Annotated in this window: 6 protein-coding genes; all 6 read left to right on the plus strand. The window is 41.6% G+C overall.

From position 1 onward, the window contains the following. The first annotated feature begins 41 nt into the window (after positions 1–41). The 6 genes from SYJ56_RS08550 (at position 42) to SYJ56_RS08575 (ending at position 14,758) form a co-directional block, all read left to right on the plus strand. The gene (locus tag SYJ56_RS08550) at positions 42–1,061 is read left to right on the plus strand and encodes a zinc-binding alcohol dehydrogenase family protein (RefSeq protein ID WP_323833444.1); all 1,020 of its coding nucleotides are present in this window, start codon (positions 42–44) and stop codon (positions 1,059–1,061) included. 247 nt (positions 1,062–1,308) lie between these two features. Then, positions 1,309–3,390, plus strand: coding sequence for an alpha-L-fucosidase (locus SYJ56_RS08555; protein WP_323833446.1), 2,082 nt, complete (start codon positions 1,309–1,311; stop codon positions 3,388–3,390). Positions 3,391–4,475: 1,085 nt separating this feature from the next. Beyond that, positions 4,476–8,471 (plus strand): hybrid sensor histidine kinase/response regulator, encoded by a 3,996-nt coding sequence (locus SYJ56_RS08560; RefSeq protein WP_323833448.1) that lies wholly within the window; start codon positions 4,476–4,478, stop codon positions 8,469–8,471. Between the two features lie 300 nt (positions 8,472–8,771). Next, positions 8,772–11,942, plus strand: coding sequence for a SusC/RagA family TonB-linked outer membrane protein (locus SYJ56_RS08565; RefSeq protein WP_323833450.1), 3,171 nt, complete (start codon positions 8,772–8,774; stop codon positions 11,940–11,942). 11 nt (positions 11,943–11,953) lie between these two features. Then, positions 11,954–13,546, plus strand: a complete 1,593-nt coding sequence (locus tag SYJ56_RS08570; RefSeq protein ID WP_323833452.1) for a RagB/SusD family nutrient uptake outer membrane protein — start codon at positions 11,954–11,956, stop codon at positions 13,544–13,546. Between the two features lie 9 nt (positions 13,547–13,555). Continuing rightward, positions 13,556–14,758 carry a hypothetical protein gene (locus tag SYJ56_RS08575; RefSeq protein WP_323833454.1) on the plus strand — a complete coding sequence of 401 codons (1,203 nt, stop codon included), beginning with the start codon at positions 13,556–13,558 and terminating at the stop codon, positions 14,756–14,758. Positions 14,759–14,778: the final 20 nt, after the last annotated feature.

A 14,778-nucleotide genomic window follows, 5' to 3' on the forward strand; every position in this document is an offset into this window, starting at 1 on the left:
ACAAGTCTAATTATGTAACAAACAATTTACAAGGAATGCAAATGAAAACAGTAATACTAAAGGAGCCGGGAAGCTGGGAAGTAAGTGAAACGAGCGTAGACAGATCTTTGGAGGATGACCAAGTACTTCTGAAGGTCCACAGAATAGGTGTTTGTGGTACTGATATGCATGCCTTTAGAGGTAAACAACCATTTTTTTCCTATCCCAGAATATTAGGTCATGAGCTTGGATTAGAGGTTGTTGAAATAGGGAAACAGGTATCCCGTGTGAAAATCGGAGATAAATGTGCGCTAGAACCCTACTTTAATTTCAAAGAAGATCAGGCTGTAAAATTGGGTAAAACCAACTGCGGAGAATTTATTTCCGTATTTGGAGTTCATCAGGATGGTGGCATGCAGGAGTATATCAAAGTGTCTGCCAGGTACCTCCATAAATCATCAAAACTCTCCTATGATCAACTGGCTTTAATTGAGCCTTTAGGAATTGGATGTCATGCAGTAAGCAGGGCCAATATAACCTCAGAGGATAAAGTTTTGGTAATTGGAGCTGGCCCAATTGGTTTGGCTACCATGCAATTTGCTTCGATAAAGCAGGCTAAAGTTGTTGCTTTGGATATCAACGAAGACCGTTTGCGGTTCTGTTTCCAGAATTTGGATCTTGTAGGAACTGTGAATGCTAATTCTGCTGATGTCATCGAGCAACTGAGGGATCTTTTTGATGGAGATCTTCCCACAGTGGTAATGGATGCTACCGGGAATGAGCATTCCATGAAAAACACCCTTGACTATGTTGCCTTTGGAGGAAAAATAGTTTTCATCGGACTTTACCAAGGAAATTTTACTTTTTTTGATCCGCTGTTTCATAGAAAGGAAATCACACTACTCGCCAGCAGAAATGCATTGGGAGCTGACTTCGAAGAGATTATATCTCTTATGGAAGAGGACAAAGTAGCTACTGACCATTGGATAACCCATCGTGTACCCTTTGAGGATTTACCTAAGCGATTTGAATCACTTCTTAACCCTGAATCTGGTGTGATCAAAGCTATGGTTGAGCTATAGACTTCTACTCAAGAGCGTTTTTCAAAGACTTTTGATAATATCTATCTCAATTAACTTTAGACGGTAACTCGAACTCATGCTCGATTTCACCATTTGTATTAAGTAGATAAATCAATAGGATAAGGTGAGCCGAAATTGCTGTACGGCCTTGGCTGAATTCCAGTAATACTAGAAAATTTTAGTATAGTTGTAAACCGAAAACCATCCGGAATTACGCCCTGTAAAGTCCTTTTTATAAAACATTACCATGTATCTTTTAAAATCCATTTTTCTTTCCGTTTTAGTTGTTGTTGTGAGCTCTTGTGAAGAGGTCAAACCGCCTGAGCCCGTTGGACCCCTTCCTTCAGAAAATCAGATGGCTTGGCAGGATTTGGAATATTATGCATTTGTACATTTCTCTGTCAATACCTATACAGATATGTCTTGGGGATTTGGAGATGAGGACCCCGCCATATTCAATCCCGAAAAGTTGGATGTGAGACAATGGGCAAGGATTGCCAAGGAAGCTGGAATGAAGGGGATTATTCTAACCGCCAAGCACCACAGTGGATTCTGCCTTTGGCCGTCCGAGTACACCGATTATACGATAGCAAATTCACCATGTAAGGATGGAAAGGGAGATATCGTACGCGAAATGGCTGAAGCATGTAAGGAGTATGGGCTTAAACTCGGCATTTATCTTTCTCCTTGGGATAGAAATTATGCAGAGTACGGCAGTCCTGAATACATCACCTATTTTAGAAACCAGCTTACTGAACTATTGACAAACTACGGTGAGATTTTCGAAGTATGGTTTGACGGGGCTCATGGCGGTTCCGGATATTATGGAGGGGCGAACGAGACCCGTACAATAGATCGGAGTACTTACTACGATTGGCAGAATACATATGACTTGGTTCGAAAACTACAGCCTAACATAGTGATCTGGAACGATGGGGGTGTCAGGGCTGATTTACGCTGGGTGGGTACCGAAGCTGGATATGTTGGAGAGACCAATTGGAGTTTATTGAATGCCACCGGGGATGTGCCGGAGGATATGTTACGACATGGAGTGGAAGATGGAGACTCCTGGGTTCCGGCTGAGGTAAATACCTCTATACGTCCAGAATGGTTTTATCATCCCAAAGAAGATGATAAAGTAAAAACCTTACCTGAATTAATGAATACGTATTATCACTCTATTGGTCGGAATGGTACGTTGTTATTGAATTTTCCGATAATGCCCAATGGTCTGATACATGAAAAAGACGAGAAGGCAGTATTGGAATTTGCAAATGCCGTTAAGGAAGTATTTGATGAGAATTTAGTGGAAAATGCAGAGACAGAGGCAAGTAACGTGCGGGGAAACAGCTCTACTTTTTCGGCCGATAAAGCAATCGATACCAACACTGATTCTTATTGGACTACCGATGATGGAGTTTCTACCGGCTCTCTAACTATCACTTTCGATAAGTCTACAAGCTTTAATAGATTTTTAGTTCAAGAGTATATTCGATTGGGCCAGCGCGTGAAGACTTTTACACTGGAAGCACTTATTGATGGTAATTGGGAAGAGCTGGCTTCAGAGACGACAATAGGCTATAAGCGGATTTTACGTTTTCCAACAGTAGAGGCGACCAAAATAAGATTGAATATTACCGATTCAAAGAGTAGCCCGCTCATCTCAACTGTCGGAGTGTATCATGCTCCACAGATTCTTACGGCTCCTATCATTAACCGGAACCAATTCGGTGAAGTGATTATTACCCCGGGTGATTCCGAATCGGAAATTTATTATACGCTGGATGGTGTTGAACCTACTTCAACTTCAAGTAAGTACACTGAGCCATTCAGTACAGACGATGGTAAGATCCTGGTAAAAGCTGTGGCATATAATTCCAATACAGGGAAAAGCAGTCCGATAACAGAAGAGAAATTTGATATTTCTAAAAAGAACTGGAAAGTAGTGGGAGTAGAAGATGGAGAGGTGAATAAGGTAATCGACGGAAATACGGGATCATCCTGGTATCAGGACAAAGAATCCAATCTTCCTAAAAGTATTGTGATTGATTTGGGAAAAGAACAGAATCTGATTGGGTTTAGTTATCTACCTGACCAAAACTGGTGGGGTGACGGCATCATCACGGATTATCGGTTTTATGTATCTCAGAATGGCAGCCAATGGAGACTTGTGAACCAAGGTGAATTCTCAAATATCAAAAACAACCCTTTAAAGCAAGTCAAATCATTTAAGTCGGAGAAAGCGCGTTACATCAAATTGGAAGCGTTAAGAAATACCAACAACAATAATACAGTCGGATATGCTGAAATTGATGTGATTACACAGTAACAGAAATTCTGAAGTCATTGGATACGGGAATAGTTTGTCAAAAAGCTGAAAGGTAAGTTGCATACGTTCCAGGAAATGCTCGCCGGCTGGAAACGGAATCACTCGAAACCAACAAATCTGGCGAGCATGTTTTTGGAAACCACTACGAAAGACCAGCAATCACTCCATCATCTACTGGTGAAAAAGTGGGGTGTGTGCAAAAGCAGTTAAGCTGATTGTACTATAAAAAAAGAATACGGGAATAACCATACTCCCTCTGAATCCTTGCTAGTTGGGGTTGTTGGCTTTTTGATTTGGCCTAAGCTTATTTAGTTTTTTCATAGCTGACATATATAACCTTTAGCCTCAAATTCCTATTGTTCAAGTATTTTTTAGGATCCAGATTCTAGCTAAACTGAGAAAAGTACTCATTTAGTTAATATGGAAACATGCCTATACCTTATTAAACACATAAAGCTCCTCCACTAAAGTTTGTTATTAGGATCTTTATGCAAAAAATTATGGGATATTATAAAGTTTAGGTTTGTTATAGTCTTTGCTAGCACGGCATTTATGACAGTTTACGAAACGTGGCTTCTAGTACATGTGATGTTTGTTTGACCGTTTGGAATTTGCCATGTTGCAGTGTTATTCTGACCCCAAATGGATTTGGCATATTGCAGCTTCTTGGGAAGTTATAAGACCAGGATTTCTGAGAATCTTAATTTCCCCGTTAGGGAAATTACCTGTAATTGTGAGTATTGATGCCCTGAGCCTTTTCAATTCAATATTCAGGGGGATTAGCGAAGATCACAACTGTAAATAAGCATCCGGTTTGGTTTCGAAAAAGAGAATTTGAAAGAAAGCAATGTATGCCAAGGGTCGATTTCGCTGTTTGAAAAATCCGCTGAATCTCTTGGTGCTTCATAATATCATGTTGTTTTTCACCTGTTTACAATTTGATTTTATTGGTCGCCCCGATTAGTCGGGGCGGGCAATGGAATCTCGCACCTGCCGGCAGGTGGTTGATAATCATCCCTCCGTGTGTTACTTGCGTCATGCTCGATTTCATCTTATATTTTACAATTATCCTATAGCAGTTAAGTATGAAGTGGTTAAACCGTGTTTTATGTATATTAATACTAGTGCATTTTTTCACAGGGAATGTGATAGGGCAGCGGCATTATCAATTTCAACATCTCACGACCGATGAAGGGCTTTCCAATAGTAATGTCAGCGCTGTTTTAAAGGATAGCTATGGCTTTTTATGGATTGGAATGGAATCTGGACTAAACCGTTACGATGGCTATGGATTTAAAAGTTACTCTGCTGCACTTGGAGAATCCAATACCAGCCCATTAAATAATATATGGGGGTTGAAGGAAGATGGGCTGGGCAATATCTGGATCAGTAACTTCTCTAATATGGTGTACATCCGCAGCAAGGATAATTTCGTAACTGACGTTTCTGGATTTTTGCGAGGCTTGGGAATACTTGTAGATCAGGATTTTCAAGTGTATGTGGATAAAAAAAAGGATATATGGGTGCTGGATAAGAAGAAGATGCATCACTACAATACACATACAAGCACCGTGAGTGTTTTCAATTTGAATGTGCAGTTAGATGAAGTGGCTTCTGTCCGCTTAAGTGATGATGGAGAATATTTGTATGGAGTTTTAGAACCGGGAATGTTATGGCAAATGCATAAGCAGACGGGGACTCAGAAACTGTATAGGCTAGAAGATATAGAGCACCCCGAACTATACAATAAAGTATATGCAGATAGCCGCGGTGGCTTATGGCTCTTTTCCGGTAAATCCGGTCTGGTATATTATCGGACCAACCCAAATGCCGGTTGGAAGAAATTATTGATGAGTTCAAATGGCAAAGGGACTAGCAACAGGGTTTTGGGTATTCTGGATGATGAAAGTGGCCAAGTATGGATAGGAACCGATCATAACGGGTTGTTTATATATGATAGAGCGAGCGGGAACCTTACCAATCTACTGGAGGATCAGGAAAATAAAACATCGATATCATCCAATAATGTGGCATGCCTTTACAGGGACGATAGCGGGATTATATGGATAGGGCATAATAAAAAAGGCATGTCATATTATCATGACAGTTTTAACAACATCATCAATGCCGACTATTCCGAATGCAGGGATGTCAGTGCGATTCTGGAGGATCTGAAAGGAAATATTTGGTTGGGTACGGATGGAAATGGATTATTCTTAAAAGAAAATACAGCTAGCGGGAAAATCAAGAAGCTGCCAATAGGCAACAGCACGGCTATTGTTTCTTTATTGGAAGACCATAAAGGACGGATCTGGATCGGAACATATTTGGAAGGTCTTATTTGTTATGAAAATGGGGAGTTTAGGCGTTACACAACCAGGAACAGTGGACTGGCTTCAAATAACATTTGGAGCATGAAGGAAGATCGGTACGGAAATATATGGATTGGCACTTTGGAAGGGGGAATACAATATCTCCGCAATGACAAAGTGGGATTGGATTCCCTTGAAACCGTCTGTGAGTGGATGAAGCATCCTCTTGATATGCATTATGACGGTGGGGATAAGCTATACGTCGGAACTGTCTTTGGACTCAATGTGGTGGACATTACCACCGGCAGCTGTACTGTTCTTGTGGGGAATTCCCAGGGAACTCAGGATTTCAGTCAAATGCTAATATCCAATGTCCATAAAGCTGAAAATGGTAATATTTGGCTAGGACATCCAAGTGGTGTTACCCTTTGGGATGTGAAGAAGGATACACTTTATTTTATAGATGAGAGCAATGGTCTTACCGATAATATCGTACGCGGCATCATCGAAGATGATAACCATAACATTTGGGTGACCACAAGCAATGGTCTTTCGGTTCTTTCCACAGAGCGTGATAGTCAAGATTTCCTGAGGGTAAGCAGCAGAAATTTTTCTACCAAAGATGGATTCAAAAATAACTATTTCAACAATCGGTCTATATATAAGCTCCGCAACCGTGATATCCTTGTAGGCGGAACAGAAGGGTTTAGCATTGTCAATCCAAATAAAATAGTGGAAAAAAACCAACCGCTTGCCGAAGTGAGTTTTACGGGCTTGAGTGTAGGGAATAATAGTATTAAAGTGGATTCCCTTTACAATGGTCATACATTTCTGAAGCTCCCTATGGAACAAACAGATTCCCTGACTTTTCAGCATAGTGATCGACTGATTGCATTGCAGTTCACTACGGGTGATTTGCTGTACGCCGAAAAGGTAAGGTACGCCTATAAGCTGGACGGATTCAGTCCAGATTGGATTACAATACAAGAAAATAAGGTTGTGTTTTCTTCATTGGCGCCGGGCACGTATAAGCTCTATGTCAAGGCTAGTAACAGTGACGGGGTTTGGAATGATATTCCGACTGTTTTGTATATTACAGTCACCCCTCCTTTCTATTTGTCAAGTTGGGCAATTGCTTTATATATAGCTTTCGGTATCGGGATCATCTTGTACGCTATATTCCGTACTCGGAACCATCATCGCACCAGACTTGAGCAGCAAAGGACTCAATTGGAAAGAGAACAGGAGGTTAATCTCAATGAAATGAAGCTGAAGTTTTTTACCAATGTCAGTCATGATTTGCGGACTCCTCTGACGCTCATCACTACACCATTGCAGGCAATTCTTGAAGGGGATCTCGAAGATGGTCTACGTCAAAAGCTGAATTTAATCAACAAGAATGCAGGGCAATTATTGAGGTTGATAAATTCTTTATTGGACTTTCGTAAGTTGGACGCAAAGGCTGAATCTTTGAATTTGAGACAAGGAGATTTTATTGGCTTTATAAGGAATATATGTTTACCCTTCCATAATTATGCACTTGATAGGCATATGGACTTTGTATTCACTTGCGAAACGGAATACCTTCTGATGGAGTTTGATTCGGCAAAGGTCCAAAAGATTTTGCTCAACCTACTATCCAACGCTTTTAAGTTCACCCAGAGCGGAGAAGCAGTTGAAGTGAGCATTTGCCGGCAGGACGATTTTGTATGTGTAAATGTTTCAGACTCAGGGCAAGGAATTGCAGACAAAGACAAGGAACATATATTTGAAAGGTTTTATCAGGCCTCCCAAGCACAGGATAATTTGGGCAGTGGAATCGGTCTTCATATTGTAAGCGAGTATGTTAATATGCATGGGGGTATCATTGCGGTGAAAGACAATGAACCTCGGGGCTCTGTATTCACTTTCAAACTCCCAATAATCGAAACCGGGGAGGCAGAAGGGCTGGAATTTGAAGATGTATCAATTGATGAGTTTGCTGAGGAAATAGATGGACAGGTTCTTCCTTCTAAGCCTGTATTACTTTTTGTTGATGACAATTTAGACCTCTGTGAGTTTATGGCAGGTAGCTTGTCGGATGAATTTACCGTTATACTAGCCAATAACGGTCAGGAAGCAATAGAACAACTTGAAATTAATGATGTTCGAGTGGTAGTGAGTGATGTCATGATGCCTGTGATGACCGGAACAGAACTATGCAGTCGAATAAAAACAAACATACATTGGTCACACATCCCGGTCATTCTGTTAACCGCCCGTACGGCCGAAGAATACCAAATTGAGGGATTGGAAATGGGAGCAGATGATTACTTGACCAAACCTTTCAATTTTAATCTTTTAAAATTGCGGATCCGTAAATTTTTGGAATGGACAGAATTGAGTCATATAACATTCAGTCAGAAGATGGATGTTTCTCCCAGCGAAATAACAATAACTTCTCTGGATCAAAAACTGATCGAAAAAGCCATTAAAGTTGTGGAAGAACATATCAGTGAGCCGGAGTTTTCTGTGGAGGATCTTGGAAGTGAGGTAGGTCTTAGCAGAAGTCATTTATATAAGAAGTTAATGAATATCACCGGAAAAGGTCCGGCTGAGTTTATCCGCACCATTCGCCTAAAACGAGGCAGGCAACTTCTGGAGCAAAACCAGTTGCAAATAGCGGAAGTTGCTTATAGCGTTGGCTTCAACTCACCTAAAAGGTTCACCATCAATTTCAAAAACGAATTCGGTATTTTACCTTCAGAGTATTTACGTAGTATAAAATAGTCTGATCCGAAAGTAAAAACTTCCAAATAAGCTTCATCACTCCATCGCGATATCGGGATTTTGATTTAGGACGGGCGACCCATCCTATTATTTTTCACACCTCGGAATAGTCTGCCCTAGACAGTTTCGGGGACTTTTTTTTACGATACACCACTAGTGACGCTGGGATAGGGCATGATAAAACATCAAAGACCCTTATTGAAAACATAGCGAACCCTCCCCCGGAATTAGGATTCCTACATTTCACCGTCAATCGACCGATGGTATGGTCGAATTAACAATAACCTAAAATAATCTATTATGAAGTTAAAAACGTGTACACGCTTTAAGTGGCCTGGTACAAGGCTAAGGTATGGTCTCAGCCTTATTCTGATGTGCTTCTGGTCAACAACCATGTTTGGACAGACCATCCAAATATCAGGTGTAGTGAAATCGGAGCTGGACAATGATGTCCTGCCAGGAGTGAATGTTGTTGTCAAAGGGACGACCAATGGAACGGTTACGGATTTGGACGGGCGTTATTCACTCGAAGTCCCTTCTCCCGAAACTGTTTTGGTCTTTAGTTTTATCGGATTTGGTCATGAAGAAGTCCGCGTGGGCAGCCAAAGTGTCATCAACGTTGTTTTGACATCGGAAATGAATTCCCTGGATGAGGTGGTAGTTATTGGATATGGGACTACAAAGAGGCAGGATGTTACAGGGTCTATTTCTTCGGTTTCCGGGGAAGATATCCGGAGAACCAGTCCTGTCACAATAGATCAGGCACTGCAGGGGAAGGTTCCCGGAGTTGTTATACAGCAGGCTTCCGGACAGCCGGGTGGAGCTGTAAATGTGCAGGTAAGGGGATTGTCTTTTGGAGCTTCCAACCCTTTGTATGTGATTGATGGAGTCATTATGGGTGGCACGGCCACCTTGGGGACCGGTACCAATCCTTTGGCAGGAATCAACCCATCAGAAATAGAATCTATAGATGTTTTAAAAGACGCTTCTGCAACGGCAATTTATGGATCACAGGCTACCAATGGGGTGATCGTAATTACCACAAAAAGAGGAAAGGAGTCACCGCCAAGCATCACTTATGAGTTTTATACGGGCGTGCAGCAACTCCCCAGCAAATTGCCTCTCATGAATTTGCAGGAATATGCCTCTTTTATCAATGAAAGAAACTCAGGAATGGGATGGGGTTTTGATGAAAGACCCGAGTTTGCTAATCCTGAATATTTGGGCAAGGGGACAGATTGGCAGAAAGAGTTATTCAGAAATGCTCCTATGTCCAACCACACTATTACGGTAAGCGGGGGTGATCGTAGAACTCAATATCTGCTTTCGGGTTCCTATTTCGGACAGGAAGGGATAGCTCTGGGTTCAGATTTTAGAAGAGTTTCGCTACGGCTTAACCTAGACAATAAAACAACCGATTGGTTGAAAATCGGTACAAGTCTTCAGCTGGTAAACATCAATGAAAATGTCAACTCTTCCAGTTCAAATGTAATAAATACTGCACTAAGCCAGACCCCTGATATACCTGTGACAAATGCTGATGGGAGCTGGGGTGGAGCCTTTAATCCAAATGGCTGGGTGAACAATACGGTAAATCCGTATGCTATAGCACTTATCAACAAGGATGAAGCAAGAAGAAATCAGCTGTTCGGAAATGTCTATAGTGAGATATCTATTACGAAAGACTTGACCTTAAGAAATGAGGTGACGGGTAGTTTTTCTATGGCCACACAGGATAGGTTTTTTCCAACCTACACCATGGGACTTGTGGAAAGAACCATCAATTCAGCTTCTTTCACTTTTGCGCAAAGCTTCTATTCGACTGCACGCAGTTACCTTACCTATGCCCGAATGTTTGGTGAAAGGTACAATGTAAACGTGATGGGTGGTCATGAAGCTCAATTGAACAAGTCTGAAAATTCGATGGCCGCCCGTAACAACTTCCCCTCCAATAATGTACAGGTAATCAGCAGTGGTGATCCTCTTACGGCTACCAATTCCGGATCGAAAACCCATAGTGCCCAAGAGTCATATTTCGGCCGGATAAATTTAGGACTGGATGACAAATACCTGTTGACGGGCAACATCCGGGCAGACGGTTCTTCAAGATTTGCTGCAGGAAACAGGTGGGTAACTACCTATTCCGGAGCCCTTGCTTGGAAGATTAACAATGAGGGGTTCATGAAGGATTTGAAGGATATAAATGAACTTAAACTCCGTGTCGGTTATGGCTTGACAAACAATCAGAACATCAGAGATTTCGCCTATACATCTACTTTGGGTACTGTGGCTACCGGCTTGTCAGGCATAGCACAATTGACACGAAACATGGCTAACCCTCTGGTAGAATGGGAAAGGACTCACTATTCCAATATCGGTCTTGACGGAACATTCTTTAACTGGCGTCTCAACTTCTCGGTAGACCTCTACGATAGAAATACGGAGGGTCTTTTGATGCAGATTCCGTTACCGCTGTATTCGGGAACTGTTGTGGGATGGTCTCCCGGTGCGATAGATGCTCCTTTTGTTAACGTTGGAGAAGTCAATAACAGAGGGATTGATTTTAGAATAAGTTCAAAAAATATAAGGAACAAAAATTTCGTATGGACGACTGACCTTACGGTGTCACGCAACGTCAATAAAGTGATTAACCTTCTTACCGACGAGGCATCACTGGATGGACAGTATAGTAAAACTATTAAGGGCAGATCAATCGGTGAATTCTACGGATATGTAGTTGAGGGGGTATTTGCGCAAGCGAGTGATTTTGAAACTTATGCAATTCCTGTAAGAAACGGAGAGAGACTTAATGTCGGTTCAGCAGGAGGAAGTGTATGGTATGGTGATCTGATTTTCAAAGACTTGAACGGAGATGGGATCATCGATGAAAATGACCAGACCTTTCTTGGCTCGCCAATTCCCAAATTTCAACTCGGCCTAAATAATTCATTCTCATATAAGAATTTTGACTTGAATGTGTTTTTCAATGCCAATTATGGGAATAAAGTTTATAACCGAATGCGCATCAATGGAGAATTTCCCGGGACTAGTTTCGGTTACATGAGAGCATTGAATAACTATGCCAAACTTGAACTTATAGATCCTGAAGGTTCAGCCTCCGACATTAACAATGTGTACGTATCCAATCCGGATACCAGAATTGTAGGTATCAGAAATGATAATACAAACGATAATAATAGAACTTCAGACAAATTCGTGGAAGACGGATCTTTTATCAGATGTAGGAATATTTCTTTAGGATATACCTTTTCTGAAAAACTCATTAAGAAGGCGTACATGAATTCGCTGAGGGTATATGTAAATGTTACAAATGCATTTCTTCTAACTAACTATAAAGGAATGGATCCTGAAATAGGGTCTTGGAATCCTCTGAATGCGGGTGTGGATAGTGGCTTTTATCCCCAGCCCCGGGTTTTCACGGTTGGTGCAAGCGTCTCCCTAAACAAATAAAATCCTGAATTATGAAATTGAAACATATAGTAAATTATTCCTTCATCGGTATAATAGGTTTGCTGGCGTCCTGTGGTGAGGACTTCCTTGACCGTCCTCCTTTGTCAGAGATAAGCGCTGAAAATTTCTATCAGACCACCGGTGATTTGAGACTGGCAACGGCTGCTTTATACGGAGGTTCACCATGGGCCGAGTGGAACTATAACTGTTACCTGCCCGTGGGTGAAGTACTGAGCGGTAATATGGCCTTAGGTTATTGGGGTGATGCAGTTCAGCTAAATACATTCTCCGTCACCGGATTGAATGAAATCATGAGATCCAACTGGAAATCCATGTACAAAATTATTGCCCACAGCAATACTACCATAAACGCCATTATCCAGAAAGCACCTGCTTCTATTTCTGAAAAGGATAAGAATGCGGCCATTGCCGAGGCGAGGTTTATGCGTGGGTTTGCATATTATAACCTTGCTTTATTATGGGGGGCGGTTCCGATCATAGAAGATAATACCTCGCTGATCACTTCTCCCCTGGTTCCCAGATATGAGGTTAACGACGTTTATCAATTTGCCGTGAACGACCTGACTTTTGCAGCGAATCACCTTCCGCTTTCCGATTCAAAAGGAAGGGTTACTACTTGGTCTGCTCAAGGCATGTTGGGTAAAACTTACCTGACATGGGCGGGTTTAAATTCGGATTTTTCAGGCAGTCGGGATCAGGTATTGCTGGACAGTGCGAGACATTATGCAGGGAATGTTTGTAATAACAGTGGATTGACACTGCTGGATAATTATGCTAACCTTTTCAGAACGGAGTATAATGACAATCCTGAATCCCTGTTTGCCTTGCAATGGTCTCCGGGTCTCGAATGGTTGCAAGGTAACATGCTTCAGATATATTCCCCAGGCGGTGTTGAAATATCAGCCAATGGAGCGAGAGGTTGGTATGGTATTCAGCCCACTGTTGATCTGTTCAATTTGTACACAGAGGAGGATTCCATCAGACGCAAAGCCACTTTTATGTTAAAAGGTGATTATTATCCGGAGCTGAATGCTGCGGGCGGTGGTTATAAATTTCCCGGTGATGCGGGTTTGAAGAAACATATTGTCGGTACCAATGTGGACAACGGTGCGCCCACAATGACCTTGACTTCTTCTCCCCAGCACAATTCATTGTTGAGGCTAGCGGATGTTTATCTGATATATGCAGAGGCCATTCTGGGCAATAATGCCATTACGGCGGATGTGGAAGCCCTATTTTATTTCAACGAAGTTCGTGCAAGGGCAGGACTTGATGCTGTAGGGGCTATAGACAGTGATATGTTGTTGAATGAAAGAAGAATTGAGTTGGCTGCAGAAGGCCAGTTTTGGACTGATTTGGTGAGGCTTTCCTATTACAACTCTCCAAAAGCAATAAGTATTCTCAATAATCAAGAACGTGTGCCTTTTGAATATAGCAATGGTGTTGTAACACCGCGTTCGCCATACGGGGAAATAACTCCGGCAACAAACAATACTTTCAAGTTCCCTTTACCTTCATCTGAGGTGACAGCCAATCCTAAGTTGTTAGAACCCCCTGTACCGTATTCATTCGGAGATAATTAATAATATATCATGGAAAAGACTATATATAAATATGTTAATCGATTGAGATTAGCGAGTGTGCTAATACTTCTGACACTGATGTTTGCCTGTGAGAAGGACGACCAGGTGCCCGCACCTATCATTACAGAAGTTAGAAATTATGATGCATCTCCCAATGATACTGTTGTAAATACAATCAATACGGGTCAATGGGTGGTGATTATGGGGAGAAATTTGAGCCAGGTTGCGGAGGTGTATTTTGGCAGTACTCCGGCAGCAATCAACAACACCTTTCTCACTGAGGCAAGTCTGGTGGTACAGATACCTGCTATTCCTTTTGATTCGATACCGGGTGATAAAATTAATGAAATCAGAGTGGTTAACCCTGGAGGAATCGCTACTTATACAATCAGTATTATTGGGGAACCCTTGATTTCTTATATAAGAAATTTTGATGCCTCACCGAATGATACGATTTCTAGTTTGATATCTCCTGGTCAGCATATCAATATGATAGGATTTAACCTTAAAGACCCCACTTCAATAGCATTTCAAGGCGTCAGTGTTGATTTAGCAAGTGTTGTGTATACTGATTCTAGTGCTATAGTGAAAGTGCCTGAAGATTTTTCTGAAGGCGATGCTTCTCTGTCAAATAGAATTACATATACAACAGAGGTCGGAACCTTAACCTACTTTATTCCGATTTTCGACCCATCTATCCTGGAATATTATAGTGATCCGTTGTGGGAAATGCTTACAGGTGGTATAGGTAGTGAAAAGACTTGGGGACTTGACTTCAATGCCGAGGGTGTTTCAGAAAAATTCAAAGGCCCTTTATTCTTCTCTGGCGATGGTTGGGGCTGGGGTAATCAATGTGCAATAGATGGAGGTAATTGTTGGATTTATGATCCAGAATGGCAGACTTGGATGCCTGCCCCTAAAGACTACGGCACGATGACTTTTAAACTTAAAGGAAGTCCAGTACCAGCACCTATTGTAACGGTGAATCAAAAAGGTTTGACTGATGCGAAAAATGGTGTGTCTTCAGGTGAATACTTCCTTGATTTAGATAAGAAGACGATTACGTTTACTGGCGTTAGTCCCCTGAATATGGGGTCGGAACCGATATTTGTCAAGGCAACTATCATTACGCTTACTGAAGATGGTATGCAACTGGGCTTTAAACATCCCAATAAAGCAGAATTTGAAATTTACAACTATATCCCGAAGTAGGATAAGACTAGTTTATTCGG

Origin of the sequence: Algoriphagus aurantiacus (assembly GCF_035156405.1) — a bacterium.
In the GTDB taxonomy this organism is placed as follows: domain Bacteria; phylum Bacteroidota; class Bacteroidia; order Cytophagales; family Cyclobacteriaceae; genus Algoriphagus; species Algoriphagus aurantiacus.